The organism is Paenibacillus sp. FSL R10-2199, from assembly GCF_038000235.1.
Classification (GTDB): Bacteria; Bacillota; Bacilli; order Paenibacillales; family Paenibacillaceae; genus Paenibacillus_AQ; species Paenibacillus_AQ phytohabitans.
This window is the reverse complement of the sequence record NZ_JBBOBO010000001.1, coordinates 1,101,404-1,119,380: the sequence shown is the minus strand read 5'-3', so window position 1 is coordinate 1,119,380 and position 17,977 is coordinate 1,101,404. Positions and strand designations below refer to the sequence as shown.

Sequence of the window (17,977 nt, the reverse complement as noted above, 5' to 3'; positions counted from 1 at the left end):
AATATACATTAGGTTCCCGCCAATATCGGCATTGCGAATTCAGCTGCTACCCCTGCTTAATCGGCGCTGCCAGAATGATCTGTCCCCGCGGGGCGTCTCCCCCGTCATCCGGCTCCAGCGTAATTGCCACGGTATCGTAGGCCTTCGGATCAAACGAATAATAGAGTGCCCCGTTTCCGTTCTGTGAGATGAAGGTGCCCGCATTCTGCGGCGTATCCCCTTTGATCAGCCATACCTGATAGACCTCTGTGCCTGTAAGCTCCGGCAGATCCTCCGCCTGGATTACGAGGTGGGTCCCGGATGTATCAGTGACAATGGTCGCTACACCCTTGGCCGAAACAGCCTCTCCCGCCGGGCTAAGCGCCACCGTCTCATTCACCTTAAGCCCCTGCAAGGGCCCGGTGCCGGAGGCAATCTGCCGCTGCAGCTGGTCTACATCGCCGCGCAGCTGGCCGGTATAGACAATCAGCAGCAGCACGGCCACAGCCAGTCCGAGGCTTAAGTACCCCCAGAAGCGGGTCTTTCTAGGCTCCGGGATTCTCGCCTTGGGCATGCCCTGTTCTATAAGTGCCACCTTAACGGACTCACGCTCAATGGTGCGTTCTGCCGCAGGCTGAATATTAGGGCTGGCTTTCGGCGGAGCAGCCGGTGTACTCAACTTTTCCGACTCTAATACCCGTGATAATATCCGATCCTTCATTCCGGAAGGCGGCTCTGCGGGCTCGGAAGCAAGGGGAAGATGGTCCAGTACCTGCCGGTATTCACTTACCAGCTCCTTGCATTCACTGCAGGCTTCTGCATGGGCAGCGAACTGCGCTGTCTCTTCTGGCGTCAGTGCGCCCAGAACATATAATTCGGCCAGTTCACAGAGATCATCCTTATGTTCACTCATGCGCATGATCCCTCCTTCCCCAGTGCCGTAATGATTTGTGCAGCTGCTTCATTGCCAATCGGACCCTTCCTTTGACCGTCCCCAGCGGAATTGCCGCAAGGTTCGCTACTTCCTGCTGGGTATAGCCCTGATAATAAATCATATCCATCACCTGCTGCTGATCCCGGCTGAGCCCCAGCAGCGCGTCCCTGATCTGTTCCCCGGCCATCTGCAGCTCAACGAGATCCTCGGTCAGCTTTGTATGGTCCTGAATCATATCCAGATTCCCGGAGTCTGCAGATTGCTGCGGCAGCCGGGAGCTGCGCTTGCGGAGATGATCAATCGCCAGATTGCGGGTAACTGCGAACATCCAGGTAAGCAGCTTGCCCCTGCCGAAATCAATCTGCTCCGCATTCTTCCATACCCGCAGGAACAGTTCCTGCATTACTTCTTCAGCGGCCATCGAATCCTTCACGATCTGGTAAGCGAAACTATAGATTACCCGTTCATATCGGTCATAGAGCAGTTCGAGGGCATTCGAGTCTTTCTGTGCAATAAGCAGAATTAACTGCTTATCGTCAGCTGTGTCATTCAATTGCCATCCCCCATTCAACAAAAATTTAGTACCCCGGCACTCCAGCGCTGAACTTCCTGCGTTTCACTGAGTATAACCGCTTTGCACAAGCGGCTCAACTTTGAATCAAAGATCATGCCCTCCGGAATTGAAGCCAGGCCGGCTTCCATATATGATAGCTATATCATATCCGCAAAGGGAGGATTCATTTCCGTGGCCGTACTTATTAATGAACAGATTAGAGCAGCTGAGGTCGAGCTTACCGGGCTGAAGGGCCAGAAGCTCGGCACCGTATCCAGAGACGAGGCGCTGGCTATGGCCAGATCCGCAGGAGCCGATCTGGTCTGCACCTCGCTGATGAGCAGTCCGCCGCCCTGCAGCCTGGTCGCCAAGGGCAAAGGCAAAGCCGCTGCGCAAGCGGCCCGCAAGGGCGATACCAGCCGTCCGCAAGGCGGCGGAGGCAGCCATGAGAAGGTGAAGGAGCTGCGCTTCACCGCCCATATTGAAGAGCATGACTACGACACGAAGCTGCGTCAGGCGGACAAGCATCTGCGCTCCGGCAAGCCGGTGCAGCTGGTTGTGAAGTCTTCCGGTGCGAAGGAAGCGGCTGCCGCTAAGACAGTCCTGGAGCGTCTGCTTGCAGATCTGAAAGAGGCCGGAAGCAAAACCACCGGAATTCAGACCAGCGGCAAAGGTGCACAGGTACGGGTAAATCCGCGTACGTAATATTGCTGTGAGAGCAACAAGTGGAAAAAGGTATCTTAATTCACCTGTTTCTGAGGGATGGACCGAAGCAAGTGGAAAAACAACATCTAATATTGTTAGGTTTAGCTACTGTGAGTGAAAAGGGAGGATTTAAGTGCTGTTTGTCCAACTATTATTGGAGCAGGGTTCTATCGTTCATCAGCAAGTGGACAATATCCATAACTGCTTCCGGCCCTCATAGCATCCGAGCTTGTCCGTTCGTTCTCTCTAGTTCGGAGCATATACATTCTTATCCATGAAGTGGAAACGGCTTTGCCGTCCTATTACAGGAAGGCAAAGCCGTTATTCTTGAACCCCATCTTCTTCCACTCATCTTGCCCCGCCTGGCCGCTCATCTTCTACTCGTCTTTCATACATCTCCCGCTCATCCTAGGGTTATCTTCAACTGCCAAGCCGCCCAGCAAACCGCAACCTTTCCAGCACATGCAGCAGCTCACCGTTGCAGTCCTCATAATCGCCGGTTAGTCCGGCCAGCTCCCGTTCAAACCGGAAGCCCAGCTTCTGGAATACTCCGAGCGACGCTGTGTTCCGCGGATCTGCCTTGGCATATAACCGGTCCAGCCCGATTACATTGAAGGCATAAGCCGTGAGCGCCCGGGCGGCCTCGGTGGCATACCCCCGGCCCCAATGCTCACGCCCGATCAGATAATACAGCTCGGTATCCGGTGCGCTGAAATCCAGTACGCCGAGGCCGCACCAGCCGATCAGCTGTCCGGTTGCCTTGCTGCAAACCGCGAACGAATATTTGAACGGCAGCTCAAACGGCGTATGATAGCTGAACATCAGCCAGCGGAACAATCCTTCATATTCATGCCGCTGCATGACCTCCATATGCATGAAGGTTAGCACCTCCGGATTCTGCATCAGCGCGAAGGAGGCGCCAAGATCACTTTCAATATAAGGACGGATGATCAGACGCTCTGTTTCGAGCCTCATCGCAGCTAACGTTATATTCATTTAGGTGGCCCCGCTTTCAAGTCCTGTCTGTAACCCAGCATAGTACAAGCGAAAGAAGGTCCACAAGGTAAAAGATGATTTAATCCGTTTGCCCCCTGCCGTTATTCCACAGCGTTCTGAAGGCATCACAGCTGCGGATCAGGGAATCGAAATCCCCCTCCCCTACCAGCCTTCCCTGCTCCATCACCAGAATCCGGTCTACTCCGCTGATGAAATTCAGCCGGTGCGCAATAATAATAACCGTCTTGTTCCTGAACTCTGCAAACACCGTTTCCATCAGGCTTTTCTCCGTAATATTATCCAGCGCCGAGACCGGTTCATCGAGGATGATCAGATTCCGCTTCTGCAGGAGCGCCCGGGCAAAAGCCAGCCGCTGCCGCTCACCCCCCGACAACTTCAGGCCCCGCTCACCCACCATCGTCTCCAGCCTCTCCGGCAGCTCCAGCACCTTCTCCTTCAGATGGACCTTATCCAGAACCGCATACAGCTCCTCATCCGGCACATCCTGGTCAAACACCATATTGCCCCTGATCGTAGTATCGAATACCGGACTGTCCTGCGACAGATAAGAGATATGATCATAGTAGCTGTTCAGGCTCAGCTCATCGATATCCGTGCCGTCCACCAGCAGCTTGCCGCCGCTTTTCTTCAGCAGGCCCGTAATCAGCTTAATGACCGTCGACTTTCCGCTTCCGCTTAAGCCAACCAGTGCAACCGAGGTTCCGTGCGTGATGGAGAAGGACAACCGGTCCAGCACCTGAACCTCCCCGTAGCCGAAGGACACGTCCCTGAATTCAAGATCGCCCTGCAGCCCGGCCACCGCCTTCCCCTTCTCCAGATTGGCGTCCTCCGGAGCGTTCAGAAATTCACCGAACCGCTGATAGGTCACCCTGTTCAGCTTGTAGCCGACGAATAACACGTTGAAGATGGCAATCGGTGTATATATTTTCTCAATGAACATGAACAAGGCCACCATCACCCCGACCGAGGCCTGCCCGGACACCACATTCTTCACTCCATAGAGCAGGACAATCACTTTAATGACCGTAATGAACAACTCGAATAAGGCAAAAAAAGACTCATGGATCATCTGCAGCTGAGCGCTTTTGCTGATAATCTGCCGTGCGGTCTCGTTCAATCTGCCGATCTCCTGCGCATACTTCTTATTGGTCCGGAACACAACCAGCTCCATGAATCCGCGGATTGAATAGCGGGACATGGACTCCTGCTCCTTAAGCACAGCCGCTTTAATCCGGTAAAGGTATTTCAGCAGCACATTCGTGATCACGAAGATCACCACATACCCGCCCGCAATCACCAGCATGATTCTGAGGTCATAATAGCTGATGAAGAACAAGCTGAAGAGGATGGTAGGCAGCAGCTCATGCAGTGTCCCCAGAATAAAAGTAAACAGAATGCTGTTCCCGGCCGACGCGCCGTTCTCAATTACCTTGATCATCTGGCCTGTGCCCATATTCTGATAGGCGGTATAATCCATTCTGGAGATTTTGGACAAGGCCAGGATCTTCAGCCTTTCCGTGATGCTGTTTGACAGATGGGCGCCCGGATATTCATCCGCATAATTCAGAAGTACATTCGCGCCCAGCAGCACCCCGTAGACGACAATCCAATGTGTGATTTCACTGAAGCCCGTTCCATCCACCGCCTGATCGAGAATCTTCTGAAAGACCACTATGCCCAGACTGCTTATGAACTGAATGATGAAACCAAGAAGGATATACAGAGCAATCCACCCTTTGAGGTGGACAAGACATTTCCGCAGCATAATTACAATCTCCAATCTTGAAATGAGTATAAAAAAGCCGGGACCACGCTTCGCCACCCCACGCTAATGAACCCCCTGCATATGCAGTATGGTCCTTACGTTGGATAACTCAGTGTCCCGGCTCTAAAAATGAATGCCTGGCACCGTCCAAGGTTATAGTTATCATGTGATCAAAAAGGCAGACTGCCCCCTTGATGGCTGGTACGCGTTCAACCCAGCCCGATAACTAGTTCCTTACGACGGTACGGTATGGCATCCATTTCACCCCGATTGTAAGATTGTCTTGTTCCTAATCCAGCATGGAGCGCAGCCAAGCCGCCGATTGCTCCATATAACCCAGCTGGTCTACAGCATCGAAATGCTCGATGGCCAGCGTATCTGCGTATCCCTCTGCCTTCAGCAGCCGGAGCACCTCGGCGATCCGGATGCAGCCTGAGCCTGCAGGGGACGGATACAGCGGAATCCCGCTTGCGCTGATTCTGGGCTCCCCGCCGCTGTCTTCCAGCGACCGGTCCTTGCAGTGGACATGGATTATCCGGTCCTTCAGCTTCGTGAACGCTTCCAGTTCATCCTCGCCGCGGTAGATGAAGTTCCCGGTATCGAACGTGATCGCCAGCTTAGGCACCTGCTCCAGGAACCAGAGCAGCTCGTCCGCCGACGAGAACGGCGCCCGGATATCGTCGAAGTCCTCCATCGTTACACGGATGCCCTTACGCTCCGCGTAATCACAAATGGCATTCAGCGCAGCAGCCATGCTCTGAAGAGCCTGGCCCCGCGCCTCCGGGGTGGCCGTCTCTTCCATGAAGCCCGGAATGACAAGTACCTTACCGGCCCCGAGGTAGGCTGCCGTATCAATAAATGCATACCCCGGCTCCGGTGCAGGCTGATTGCCGAAGTCAAAAAAAGCATACATCGACGCCACGGAGATCGACGCTGCATCCAGCCTTTTTTTCATCGCCTCTGTACCGGTCAGCGCCTCTTCCAGATCAAGCTCTACCGCCTCAATGCCATAGGCATACACTTTGTCCAGTACATCCGTAAGCGGCAGGCCGCTCTGCTCGCTTGCCTTCACAATATGATTGTAAAATACCGACAGCTTCAAGCTCTCCAGCCCCTCTCAGCCTAACGCTTAGTATCCTCTGTATCCTTAGAATCCGAGTTACCGTCCGCTTCTTCGGCCGAATCCTCAGCATCCCCAGAATCCTCAGAATCGTCAGGACTCTCCTGCACGCCCGCTTCATTCCGGCTCCATTCCAGGAACTCAATAATGTCCTGATCCTCAGGGTCCAGCTTATGAGCCTTTTCAAAAGCCTTGATCGCCTCATCATACTGGTCCAGATAATAATGCGCGTAACCGACGCGGAAATGCCACAGCGGATCTTTTTTGCCTTTGTCGGCAGTCTTGTTGAACCATTTAAGCGCTTCCTTATAACGTCCCAGATTATTGAGCGCCCGGCCCAGATGAACCGCCAGCTCATCATCGATCAGCGGGGTAGGAACCTCTTTGATGCGGGATACGATTTGTTCGAATTCATCTTCCTCATGCCAAGCATTCAATTGTGCAATTAACTCTTGTCTCATTACAAACAGCCTCCCGGTTAATATATCCATTCCTCTAAGAGTTACTTTATCATTTTCACGGAGAGTTTCCCACTGTTGCCCTGTCCGTCCTAAGCCGGGATGGCGATCTCGAAGGTGGTTCCCTTTCCTTTTTCGCTTCTAACCTCGATAACTCCCTTAACTTTGTTGATCGCACTGTAAGCCATGAGCATTCCCAGACCCGTACCTTCTTCTTTGGTGGAATAGTAGGGTTTGCCCAGACGTGAGATTTCATCCTTCGTCATCCCGATACCGGTGTCGCGGATGCTAATAATAATATTCTGTTTTCTTTCGGAGATATCAATGGTCAGAACGCCGTCATCCATTCCCTTCATCGCTTCGATTCCGTTTTTGTACAGATTAATCAGACATTGCTGCATCAGATTCCGGTCATAATGGGCGCAGAGTGAGTTGTTGAAGCTGAACTCGACCGCTACTTTGTGGATTGTGGCATACGGCATGATGACATTCTTGGTGTACTCACACTCAGCCTGGAGGTTGGAGTAGACCATATTCTCCGACTGCGGCTTGGCAAAAGAGAGATAATCGCTGATGATCTTCTCCGCCCGGTTCAGCTCCAGCAGCGACAGTTCAATATATCCCTTCTCTTCGGGCGTAAGCGTCTTCGATTTGTTCAGCAGCTGAAGGAACCCGCTCGTCACGGTTAACGGATTCCGCATCTCATGGGAGACGCTGGCCGCCAGCTCACTAACCACATTAAGCCGCTCCGACTGCATAATCCGGTCACGATTCTTAAGATTGGTAATGATCTGCTCCAGCAGAATCATTAAGACCGCCATCACTGCTGCATGAGTGGTCAAAGCATAGAAGGTGAGCATCCAGAACTGCATATCCAGCGACTCCATAACCATGCTCAGCACAATCAGATAACAGCCCATCGTAAGCACGGCAATGACGGTTGCCCAGCTGATCCGTGTCCTTGGCTTCGAACGGATAAATCTTGAACTTAATAACGGCACAACGATCAGAACTGCTGTTGAAAAAAGAAACGAGTGAATCGTTCCCTCTCCGCCTATATAGAAACGGTATACGTTTAGTATCAGATAGAGCGGAAGAACATTTTTGTACCCTCCATACAAAGCTGCGATAAGAAACGGAACATACCGCAGGTCAAAGATAAACCCCGTCTCCAGCCGGATCGGCTTGGCGATACACAGGATCATGGTTATAGCTGTGAGCAGCACAAGAATCTTCCGGTTATAGGCGTGCGGCCTATTCTCAAAGAAGATCAGAAAGATAAGTACCGGAAACAGCATAAACAAGAAATTAAGAAGCAACGTCTCAAACAAGGTTAACTTCCTTTCGGCTCCAATACTGGTATGGTATCTGCATTTGTGTTCTGTGCACTATACTTAGAACATTACGCTAATCTATTATTATAAGTAAAGCTAAACCGGATTACTATTATAATCTTCTATGATTTTCCATTATTTTACCACATGTTATGGACTCTGCTATAATCAATGGACATGCCTAAATAACTGCATCTCAGGGGAGGAAGCATTATGGCTTTTACCATTAATAATCTGAAGGATAACCCTAATGTTGTGATTAAAGAACAGCTTGGCGGATTCTCGGTCATTGAATACAAGGAGGATCTGAGCAGCACCTCCATGCTGGAAGCCCAGGCCAACTTCTTCATGAGCAAGAGCAATATGCGCAACAAGCAGCTGATGATTGAGCTTACGAATAGCGAGGTTATGCTGAGCGCAGGCGCTATGCAGTATATGATCGGCAATATCGAGATGACGTCGGGTGTCAAAGGTGTCGGCGGCCTGATGCGCAATATAATATCCAGTGCAGCAACCGGCACGAGTGCCATCAAACCGCTCTATAAAGGGACGGGGACGATTATGCTCGAAACCACCTACAAATATCTCTGGCTGATTGATGTCGACAACGACCATATCGTGATTGATGACGGCATGTTCCTGGCCTGCGAGACTACGCTGGATGTTGCTGTCGCTGCACGCAAGAATGTATCCTCAGCCGTCCTCGGCGGAGAAGGGCTGTTCAACCTGAGCGCACGGGGTAAAGGGATTATCGCTCTTGAGGCTCCTATTCCATCCGAGGAAGCCGTGGTGGTCGAGCTGCAGAATGACGTGCTGAAGGTAGATGGCAATTTCGCGTTGATGTGGTCGAACTCGCTTGACTTTACCGTAGAGAAATCAGGGAAGACCCGCATGGGCTCTGCCGTTTCCGGCGAAGGCCTGGTCAATGTCTACCGGGGAACCGGTATGGTCTGGCTGGCACCGCTCATGAATTACAAGAACAGCCTGTTTCAGGCTGCACCTACCTCCTGATTCTGAGGCCACTTGAGGCAATGCTCCATCCAACCTAAATTCATCTAAAGGACGGGCCATCCGTATGTCTATTCAAGCTGTACTATTTGATTTCGACGGAACACTCGCAGATACGCTGCCGTTATCCTTCCATGCGTTCCAGGCCGTATTTCAGCAATATGATCATAGAGAAGTCACCCGCGATGAACTTGTCGCCATGTTTGGCCCCACCGAGGAGGACATCATTGGCGGCAATTTCGCTGACCCGTCTTCCGTTCCGCAAGCTATAGAGGATTATTATTCGTTATATGAGCAGGGGCATTTCGGAGAATTTCAGAACGACGGGCATATTGTAGAATTACTTCAGGCCCTGAAGGCGCAAGGGATGAAGCTTGGCGTCATTACCGGTAAAAGCAGACGGGCCTATCAGATATCGGCCGGGGCGCTGGATCTGGATCGCTTCTTCGATATCTCCATCACCGGAGATGATGTCGTTAAGCCTAAGCCTGATCCCGAAGGCATTCTCTCCGCGCTGCGTACACTTGGCATTGATTCATCCAATGCTGTATTCGTAGGGGACAGTAATGCGGATATTCTCGCGGGCAAGGCTGCCGGACTGCCGACCTACGGTGTCCGCTGGCTGTCCACCTTCCAGAGCCAGGCTTACGATGTCCCGCCGGATGGTGTGTTTGACAGTGTTGATGAGTTCCGGAAGCTTCTCAAGTTAAATAACATCATTGCAATGACGTACCATTCCAAGCAGCAAGCGGCGGACATTACTGTACTGGAGCAGCAGTGCAGCCACGCGGACTCGCTCCAATTAAGCTCAGATCTTGAGCATCTCGTCAAAGAGGATGGCGACCATGCCCTGCTCTGCTATCGCGGAAACCAGCTCATAGGTTTGCTGAGCTGGTTTGCTACCGAAGGCGATTATGCGCAGATTAATGCCATGGTCCATCCGGAATACCGCCGTGAGGGCGTATTCCGCAGTCTTGTGCAGCGGGCCAAGGAAGATATTGCGCCTCTCGCCGTACACAGGCTCAGCTACAGGGTTCCGAGCCGCTCACAGGCAGGACTCCGCGCGGCCCAGGCTATCGGTGCTGATTATGACCGCTCTGAATACTCGATGTCATATGCCCATACAGAGTCCGGCAGAGAACAGGCTCCGGCAGATTTGCGTCTGCTGCCTTCCTTGCCGGAGGACCTCGAATTCATGGTCTCCTGCTCGTCCCGGGCCTTCGGAGACTCCGAAGACGCCACCCGGGAGTATTTCCTGCAGACGAATGAACCGGAGCGTATCACCTATATTGCCTGGGCGGGCAACCAGCGGATCGGCCTGATCCGGGTGAATTACGTGAATGAGGCAACAGCGTTTATCCATAATTTCTGCATATTGCCCGCTTGCCAGGGCCAAGGGTATGGCGGGAAGGTGCTCCGGCAGACTGTTGATCTCCTGCTGCAGAAGAACTATTCTTCGATCCGTCTAGGTGTTGTGACCGAGAATGAGCGGGCTTTGACCCTCTACCTCAATGCCGGCTTCAAGATCAATTTCGAGTATAAATATTACAGCGGCAGCCTGGAGTAAGCACAGATTAAGAAGGAGCGATATATGCCCGTTACCGAGAGTATTCCCTGGATTGCCGCATTTCTCATTCTGCTATCCGTAGTCTGGATTGTGCTCGTAAGCTGGAAGAACGGAATATCGCCGATGCCCGCGTCCAGGGCTGCAAGAGCGGCAGTAGCCGGGGAGGTGAACCGTATCCCGGGATATGCCAATGTTCTGGAGGCAGGGTCGGGCTGGGGAACGCTGGGCCTGGAAGTGATCCGCCGCTGCCCCGGCAAACGGCTGACCGGCATAGAGAACTCAAGGCTTCCCCTATGGTTCTCACAGCTGTTTGCGGTAGTATGCACACGATTCCTGCCAGTGAAGGGCGAACGGGAGCGGCTGCGGGGCAAGGTCATTTTTAGGCGGGGCGATATATATAGAAGCTCTTATAGCGATGCCGATATTGTGCTCTGTTATCTGTTCCCCGGTGCCATGGAACGGCTTGCTCCCAAGTTCAGGCAGGAGCTGCCGCCGGGCGCAGCCGTGATCAGTGTCTGTTTCGCTCTGCCGGACAAGCAGCCGGTCCGCATCATCACCTGCCCGGACCGGCTCCGGACGAAGGTGTATGTCTACATTTTCTGAATATCAGCTGCGTAGAAACTGCAAATAGCCCAAAAGCATGCCGCTGCCTTGGGCCAATGGAGGGACCGCGTATTTCTAGGATTTGCCCTTATCCGCTAACTGCTCCTGTGCCAGGCGGACCATCTCCCGGACCATGGAGCCTCCGATTCTGCCGCCAATCTGCCCCGCAGATTCCGTGGTCAAATTGCCGTTATTGCCCGCCTGCAGCGGGATACCGAGCTCCTTAGCCACCTCGTATTTCACATCGTCCGGATGATTCGGATCCACATGGTATCCTTCCTGCTTCATGACCTCTGCTTTGAAGGTCTGCATGCCCTGGGCTGACCCGGGCACCGCATATTTCCTGTTTCTTCTCGCCATTTCGGATACACTCCTCTGCTGTCTTTTATCTAAGTTGCCCTGGAGTGTATGGGATTATCCCGCCTTAAGACTGCATCCCGTCTTCAATCCGCTTCATGAAGTCTTCTACCGCGCTGTATCCAAGCTGCTTGAGATACCAATTATTCGCAGCAGCTTCGATCAGGCCGGCCACATCGCGCCCCGGCTGAAGCTGAACCTCGATATGCGGGATTTGAACGCCGAGATATTCCGTGAACTGGGGAACCAGCTCCAGGTCATTGTTGAGTGAATTCTCCTGCCACGGTGCCAGCTCGATATCTAATACAATCCGCGTCTCATCCTGGAAGGCCCTGCGCCCGTACTGGCGTACGACATTGATCAGGCCGATGCTGCGCAGCGCCAGAAATTCGCGGGTCGTCTCATTATGCGTCCCGAGCAGCGTCGCCGGCCCCAGCTTCTTGAGCACTACAATATCATCGGCCACGAACCGGTGGCCCCGCCGGATGAGCGTATGCGCCGTTTCGCTTTTACCGATCCCGGACTTGCCCCGAAGCAGAATCCCGATGCCCGACACATTGACACATACCCCGTGAATCGACAGCTCCGGCGCCAGCGTTTTTACCAGATAGCTGTCCAGCTTGGCAATAAACTCCGTGGTCACCTCTGGTGTCCGCAGCAGTGGAATGCCCTCCTGATTACAGTATAAGGTGAGGTAAGGGATCTCTTGCTGGCCGCTCGTTACAATGAAACAAGGCGGATGATATTTGACGATATTGCCGATGTGCAGCATGCGTTCCTCTACACTCAGCGTCAATAAATAGTTGATCTCCTTGCGGCCGAGTACCTGCACCCGCGCCATCGGAAAGAAATCGAAATAACCGACGAACTCAAGCCCGGGTCTGTGCGTCCGTGGACGGGTAATGACGCGGTCCATGCGTTCTGCCCCTGCCAGCACTTCCAAATGAAACTTGTCCGTAAGATTCTGAACGGTGATAGATTTCATATTGTTCTCCTCCCAACCATATTCTTCCGATAGAATCACTTAAAAATCTTGTAATCTGCACACGCTAATTATATATTAAAATCAATATATAAGACCTTTGACCCAGAAAAATCAATAAAACACTAAATATATCAAGAAGGTGTAGTATATTGGCCTTGGAGTCTTGGATTGATCTGATGATGTGCTTTGTCTTGTTCCTTTTGTTTATATACATATTTGCTTCTGTAGGTACGATAACCAATTTGCACAAAGTCTACCTTGGTTTTCATTTCTCCATGATGATCTGGCCTTACTGCCAGTTTGCCATCCGGACCGTTGATGATCCAATCTATCAGCTATTCTATGTGAAGCTTGCCTTTATCGATGCCTCCCTGCTGACTACGGGCTGGATCTTCTTCACCATTCTGCTCTCTGGCCAATCGCAATTTCTTAACCGCAAAATATTAATCGCCCTGCTCGTTCCGGCATTCCTGTCGTCGCTGGGTGTGGTGCTGAATCCGAACGGCTGGTTTGTTCTTCCGGTAAACGGCGGATATGTTGAGCGGATCTACGGACCTATTTTCTGGATCAACATGTCTATTGTTATTCTACACGCCATCGTATCGCTGTATATCATTTATGTAGCTCTGGTCTCCGATCAGGCGCCGCGAATCAAGAATCAGATCATGTATATGCTAAAAGGGATTCTTGCCGTCTGTGTCTTCCTGATGATCGATGTGTTCCTGAACGTAGTGCTGGACGATTATCTGCCGGTCATTCCGGGCTTTACTTCGCTAGGCATTGTCGTGTCAGCTACCTTCTTCGTGATTACCATTCACCAGGACAAAGTGTTTGATATTGTAACTATCGCCCACCAGGATATTATCAATACGATGGAATACGGAATTCTTGTCCTCGACGATCAAGAACAGGTGGTCGAGATCAACCAGGCTCTGCTTCCCCAGATCCGGCTGAATCCCGGGCAGAGGTTCGATATGGCCCGCCACCTGCCCGGCGGCAATATCGTGAAGACTGAACAGTTCCTGCAAACCTACCGTGACCATCCGCTTGAGGTAGCCGAGACAGAACTAATGTATCCCGCACTCCAAATGTACATCAGCATTCATGCCGCACCGATTATGGTGAGCGGTGTGAGGGTGGGCCGGATTGTCACCTTCCAGAATATAACCGAGCTTCGGCGCCTCATTGATGAGACGAACCAGCAGAACACCATTCTGCAGGAGCGCAATTCCGCCTTAATCAAAGTCCAGGAAGAGCTATTCCAGACGAACGCCAAGCTCCGGAAGATGGCCATCACCGACAGCCTGACCGGCTGCTACAACCGCCATTATCTCATGCAGCAGCTGGAGAATGAATTAATGAAGGACCGGGATCCCAGGGTCCCTTCGACCATTATACTGATCGACATCGATTATTTCAAAATGGTCAATGACCGCTACGGCCACCTGGCCGGAGATGAGGTCATTTGCAGTACGGTAGAGGTCCTGCAGCGTAATCTGCGCCACTCCGATATTCTGTCCCGTTATGGCGGGGAGGAGTTCCTTATCTACCTGCCCGATACGGAAGAGGATGAGGCGTATGTGCTGGCAGAGCAGCTTAAATCAAGCATTGAGTCCAACCAGATCAGAATTGATCATATAGACGAGCCTATATCCATCACCATCAGCATAGGAATGCTCAGCATCGGGGAATTCAAGGTCACACCGCCCATGAGCACAACAACTTACTTGAACGATTTGTTCAGATCGGCAGACAAAGCCTTGTACGCAGCCAAGCATCAGGGCCGCAATCAGATTGTTTCCGTGAAAAGATAGCGAATGCACATAAGCCACCCGGCTCAGGAAACGGGTGGCTTAACTTTTGTCCGCGGGGCTGTTCCCTACTGTAACTTTAATTATAGCTAAGCTTTCTCTATACATCCGGTTTCGCCAAGCAGGATAATGAATAACAGTTAGAACAATTCGTTAAAAGGGGATACAGCCGATGGATTATGATCATCTTATCCGCGAGATTAACCGCTCCTACCCGCTCCATATTGAGCAGATCCGGCTTCACCGGGAGATGATCGGCGGGGTGTATTTCGCAGAGGGCGAAGGTAAGCGTTATGTACTCAAAATATACCGCAGCTTCAAGACAGCCGATGCCCTGCAGTCCGTTCGTATTCTTGATTATTTAGAGGCTCATTCTTATCCTGCCGTTACTGTTCTGCGGACGGCGGGGCAGGAGAGTCATATCCTTCTTGAAGCTCAGGATGGCTTGCAGGCAGCGGTGCTCTTCCGCTATGCCGAGGGGGCTACGCCCGATGGGATAGCCGAAGCAGAGGTTATCGGTCAACAAACCGGAGAATTGCATCAGCTCATGCAGGGCTACCCGGATGAACTGATCCACCGGACAAAAACCGACTACATCGGTGACTATCTCTCCATTATGCGCGAACTGGACTGTGCTTCCGAGTCCGTTGCTGCGCTCGAACACTATGGCAATGAACTATGGAGCCGTATGTCAGATTTGCCTAGACACTTTTGTCATGGCGATCTGCATACAGGCAACATGCTCAGGGACAGCCGCGGGCAATACGTGCTTATGGACTTCGATGACGCTTCAGGTGATTATCCGGCCATGGATGTTGCCTATATGTCTGATAACACTCACTTTAATCTATTTCACGAGTCCATGTATGATGATACCCGGCGTCTGTTTGAGCAGTTCTATTCCGGATATAGTAAGGTACGGACCTTGAGTGACAAGGAGTACTCAGCCGTATTCGATTTCATTGCGGTCAGGCATTATCAGATCATCTCCAGAATTGTCCGCTGCCAGGGTTTGCAGTCGGTATCCAAGGCGTTCTGCGATGAGCAGTATGGCTGGCTTATGAAATGGCGGGAGCTTTGTCTGAGCAAACAATACTAGCATTAAGACAGGGCTCGGGTTTATTAAGGTTTGATAAATTAAATCCTGCTGTAACCTTTTTGCAGGACGGCACGTCTAAGATCACAAATAAACCACAAACTACTCTATGAGGTGACTGACAATGAAGAATACATTCAAGATCATTACTATATCGGCAGCGGCTGCTCTGGCGCTCAGCTTCGCGGGACAACAGTTCGCTTCCGCGGCAGCCTTCAAGGATATTAACAATGTGCAAGACAAAGACAAGATCATCGCTCTGCAGAATAGCGGCCTGATCAAAGGGATCAGCCAAGACCTGTTCGGTCCGAATATCAGTATCTCGGAGGCTGAAGGAGTACAGATGATCGTAAATGCACTAGACCTGAACCTTGACCTGATCCGGTTTGTGAAGGAGCCGCATGCTACCGACTATTTCAAGAATGCCAATGATTCCGCCTGGTATGCAGAGGCGCTCATTATTGCCGGTGTCCACGGGCTGGATCTGCCCGCCGACCTGAAGCCCAACCAGAAGCTGACGCGTGAAGAATTCACGCACCAGCTCATTGATGCGATTGAAGCCAGCGGCCAGCTGCCGATGATCAAGCCGGTTGTTATTGATTATAAGGACCAGGATCAAGTTAAGGCAGAGTATTCCGGTTCGATCCAGCGCGCCCTGAACTACGGTGTCCTGAAGCTGGATGAAAGTGGCAAGCTTAATCCTAAGCAGGAAATCACCCGGGCTGAAGCAGCCGTAGCGATCAGCAATGCGCTGGCGTATCTGAAGTCACATCCGGCACCGGCCGCGCAGAGTGAGACGCTTACTGCCGAAGAGGCCGTTCAATTGATTAAGGAGGCTGTAGGTCCGGAAGCAGACCTGCAGATCAAGATCGACCCGGCTGCCAGCATGTCCCGCGAATCATTCACCTACCTGCTGGTGCATACCCTCCAGACCAGCGGCCAGCTGCCGATGTTCAAGCTTATTCCAGTTGAAGTTGCAGATGAGAGTCAGATGGATATCTCCAATTCAGGCGCTATTCAAACCGCACTGGCGCTTGGCTTCGTTACACTGGATGAGTCCGGCAATTTCAATCCGAAGGGTGATATTACACGTACCGCCGGTACGGATATCGTGAATAAAGCGCTGGAATACTTGAAGGCTCATCAAGCACCCGCAGCAGAGAGCGAAGTTCTTACGGCTGAGCAAGCTGTTCAGTTGATCAAGGAAGCCGCAGGACCGAAGGCTGATCTGCAGATCAAGATTGATCCGGCAGCCAGCATGACCCGCGAATCGTTCACCTACCTGCTGGTGCATACCCTCCAGACCAGCGGCCAGCTGCCGCTGCTTAATCTGATTCCGGTAGAGATCAAGGATAATGACAAGATCAATATCCTGAACTCGGGAGCCATTCAGACGGCCATCGCCTTGAAGATCGTGAAGCTGGATGCTGACGGCAAGTTCAATCCGCAGGCTGGAATCACCCGTACAGACGCGGCCGCTATGGTTAGCCAGGTTCAGGAGATCCTGAAGCGGGCTGCTGCGAATCAATAATACCCGGAACATTCCAATTTTCCGCAAGCAATTATCAGCTCAAAAAGCACATGTCAGCGGCTTGTGCTTTTTGGCATGTTCTATGATCGCCGCCGGGAAGCTTGTCAACACGATAGAGCTACAGCATCAGAATCATCAGAGCCTCATCCAGATATTCATCCCCAAGCTTCATCGCCTTCGGCTCTGTGCCATAGCAGATGAATCCAAGAGATTCGTATAGTCTTTTGGCAGCTACATTATTCGAGGTTACCGTTAAATTTAGAATTTCGAGCCCCGGCAACAGCCTCGCCCGGGCAATCAGCTCCACCATCAAGCGGCGGCCCACTCCTTGTTTACGGACATCTGAATCCACATATACTGAATATATATTAGCTTTATGATCAATTTTGGGCCGGCTCTCCCGGAAAAAAGTGACGATGCCCACCAGCCTCTCCTCACCATCAAAAGCTCCCAGCGTGAAATTATTCTCCGAGGGCTCCAGCCTGATGCGGGTGGTGACTATAGACAGCTTCTTTTCCGATTCATAGGAGCTGAGATAGGCTTCCGGATGCAGCCGCAGCGACTGTAGCCGAAGCTCGCGGTAAACCTCCGCATCCACGGATGTCAGCATTCTTAGGTACAACGGGTTTGCCTCCTCAAGGAACTTAGGGATTCCAAATTGACAAAATTGCAGAATTTGGCTATATTTAGACAGTGTAAAATTATATTTTAAACAATTTAATTTTTCCGTTAATCAATCTTACATAATTATGAAAAGAGGGATTTACTATGATGATCGTGAGTTTAATACTCGTGGCCTTGGTTGCACTGGAGCATGTGTATATTCTAGTGCTGGAAATGTTCCTGTGGACTACCCCGCGGGCGCAAAAATCGTTCGGCACCACTCCGCAGTTCGCCCGGGAAACGAAATCGCTGGCTGCAAACCAGGGATTGTATAACGGCTTTCTGGCGGCCGGTCTAGTCTGGAGCCTGCTGCATCCGAATGATACCTTCAGTGTTCAGCTTCAATTGTTCTTCCTGATCTGTGTTGCGGTTGCAGCCGTCTATGGCGGCATCACGGCCAAGAAATCCATTCTATTGGTTCAGGGCCTCCCGGCCTTCATTGCTCTGCTTGCCGTTATTCTGGCGAATCTGTAATTATGAGAATGGCCGCT

18 protein-coding genes are annotated in these 17,977 nt (G+C 51.7%); 8 read left to right on the top strand and 10 right to left on the bottom strand.

All coding sequences use genetic code 11. The annotated features are described in order from the left end of the window. Positions 1-46: 46 nt before the first annotated feature. Both NYE33_RS04965 and NYE33_RS04960 read right to left on the bottom strand, forming a co-directional pair. A complete protein-coding gene (locus NYE33_RS04965; RefSeq protein WP_341064945.1) occupies positions 47-892 on the bottom strand; it encodes an anti-sigma factor in 846 nt (281 codons plus the stop codon). Next, positions 885-1,466 carry an RNA polymerase sigma factor gene (locus tag NYE33_RS04960; RefSeq protein WP_039296179.1) on the bottom strand — a complete coding sequence of 194 codons (582 nt, stop codon included), beginning with the start codon at positions 1,464-1,466 and terminating at the stop codon, positions 885-887. Before NYE33_RS04960 ends, NYE33_RS04965 begins: the two co-directional genes overlap by 8 nt. 192 nt (positions 1,467-1,658) lie before the next feature. On the opposite strand from NYE33_RS04960, the gene infC reads away from it, so the two are divergent. Further along, entirely contained in the window at positions 1,659-2,171 is a 513-nt protein-coding gene (infC, locus tag NYE33_RS04955; RefSeq protein WP_341064943.1) for a translation initiation factor IF-3, read from the top strand. A 420-nt stretch (positions 2,172-2,591) separates the two neighbouring features. On the opposite strand, the gene NYE33_RS04950 is transcribed toward infC, so the two are convergent. The 5 genes from NYE33_RS04950 to NYE33_RS04930 all read right to left on the bottom strand — a co-directional run bounded on the left by NYE33_RS04950 (position 2,592) and on the right by NYE33_RS04930 (position 7,829). Then, on the bottom strand, positions 2,592-3,167 hold the full coding sequence (locus NYE33_RS04950; protein WP_341064940.1) for a GNAT family N-acetyltransferase: 576 nt from the start codon (positions 3,165-3,167) through the stop codon (positions 2,592-2,594). A 79-nt stretch (positions 3,168-3,246) separates the two neighbouring features. Continuing rightward, positions 3,247-4,953: an ABC transporter ATP-binding protein gene (locus NYE33_RS04945; RefSeq protein WP_341064937.1), complete on the bottom strand. Its 1,707-nt coding sequence runs from the start codon at positions 4,951-4,953 to the stop codon at positions 3,247-3,249. A 289-nt stretch (positions 4,954-5,242) separates the two neighbouring features. Next, entirely contained in the window at positions 5,243-6,055 is an 813-nt protein-coding gene (locus NYE33_RS04940; protein WP_341064935.1) for a sugar phosphate isomerase/epimerase family protein, read from the bottom strand. 20 nt (positions 6,056-6,075) lie between these two features. Continuing rightward, positions 6,076-6,534 carry a tetratricopeptide repeat protein gene (locus NYE33_RS04935; RefSeq protein WP_341064932.1) on the bottom strand — a complete coding sequence of 153 codons (459 nt, stop codon included), beginning with the start codon at positions 6,532-6,534 and terminating at the stop codon, positions 6,076-6,078. An 89-nt stretch (positions 6,535-6,623) separates the two neighbouring features. Next, positions 6,624-7,829, bottom strand: coding sequence for an ATP-binding protein (locus NYE33_RS04930; protein WP_341064931.1), 1,206 nt, complete (start codon positions 7,827-7,829; stop codon positions 6,624-6,626). Between the two features lie 249 nt (positions 7,830-8,078). Between NYE33_RS04930 and NYE33_RS04925 the strand changes: the two genes are divergently transcribed. From NYE33_RS04925 to NYE33_RS04915, 3 genes are all read left to right on the top strand, one after another. Beyond that, the gene (locus NYE33_RS04925; protein ID WP_336100091.1) at positions 8,079-8,876 is read left to right on the top strand and encodes an AIM24 family protein; all 798 of its coding nucleotides are present in this window, start codon (positions 8,079-8,081) and stop codon (positions 8,874-8,876) included. 64 nt (positions 8,877-8,940) lie between these two features. Beyond that, positions 8,941-10,440, top strand: coding sequence for a GNAT family N-acetyltransferase (locus tag NYE33_RS04920; RefSeq protein ID WP_076243672.1), 1,500 nt, complete (start codon positions 8,941-8,943; stop codon positions 10,438-10,440). Between the two features lie 24 nt (positions 10,441-10,464). Then, positions 10,465-11,043, top strand: a complete 579-nt coding sequence (locus NYE33_RS04915) for a class I SAM-dependent methyltransferase (protein WP_042140491.1) — start codon at positions 10,465-10,467, stop codon at positions 11,041-11,043. Between the two features lie 75 nt (positions 11,044-11,118). Here NYE33_RS04915 and NYE33_RS04910 read toward each other — a convergent pair whose 3' ends face one another. Together NYE33_RS04910 and hprK are read right to left on the bottom strand one after the other, a co-directional pair. Beyond that, complete coding sequence (locus tag NYE33_RS04910) at positions 11,119-11,403, bottom strand: alpha/beta-type small acid-soluble spore protein (RefSeq protein WP_039296148.1); 285 nt, start codon at positions 11,401-11,403, stop codon at positions 11,119-11,121. A gap of 64 nt (positions 11,404-11,467) precedes the next feature. Next, on the bottom strand, positions 11,468-12,385 hold the full coding sequence (gene hprK, locus NYE33_RS04905) for an HPr(Ser) kinase/phosphatase (RefSeq protein ID WP_039296145.1): 918 nt from the start codon (positions 12,383-12,385) through the stop codon (positions 11,468-11,470). 176 nt (positions 12,386-12,561) lie between these two features. Between hprK and NYE33_RS04900 the strand changes: the two genes are divergently transcribed. The 3 genes from NYE33_RS04900 (at position 12,562) to NYE33_RS04890 (ending at position 16,823) form a co-directional block, all read left to right on the top strand. Next, positions 12,562-14,199, top strand: a complete 1,638-nt coding sequence (locus NYE33_RS04900; RefSeq protein WP_341068594.1) for a histidine kinase N-terminal 7TM domain-containing diguanylate cyclase — start codon at positions 12,562-12,564, stop codon at positions 14,197-14,199. A gap of 169 nt (positions 14,200-14,368) precedes the next feature. After that, entirely contained in the window at positions 14,369-15,295 is a 927-nt protein-coding gene (locus NYE33_RS04895) for a phosphotransferase enzyme family protein (protein ID WP_341064929.1), read from the top strand. 121 nt (positions 15,296-15,416) lie between these two features. Then, positions 15,417-16,823 carry an S-layer homology domain-containing protein gene (locus NYE33_RS04890; protein ID WP_341064928.1) on the top strand — a complete coding sequence of 469 codons (1,407 nt, stop codon included), beginning with the start codon at positions 15,417-15,419 and terminating at the stop codon, positions 16,821-16,823. Between the two features lie 118 nt (positions 16,824-16,941). Here the strand turns inward: NYE33_RS04890 and NYE33_RS04885 are convergent, their stop codons facing one another. Continuing rightward, positions 16,942-17,445 carry a GNAT family N-acetyltransferase gene (locus tag NYE33_RS04885; protein WP_076243673.1) on the bottom strand — a complete coding sequence of 168 codons (504 nt, stop codon included), beginning with the start codon at positions 17,443-17,445 and terminating at the stop codon, positions 16,942-16,944. A gap of 146 nt (positions 17,446-17,591) precedes the next feature. Here NYE33_RS04885 and NYE33_RS04880 point away from each other — a divergent pair, with 146 nt between their 5' ends. After that, positions 17,592-17,960: a DUF1304 domain-containing protein gene (locus NYE33_RS04880; protein WP_171717687.1), complete on the top strand. Its 369-nt coding sequence runs from the start codon at positions 17,592-17,594 to the stop codon at positions 17,958-17,960. The last annotated feature ends 17 nt before the right edge of the window (positions 17,961-17,977 follow it).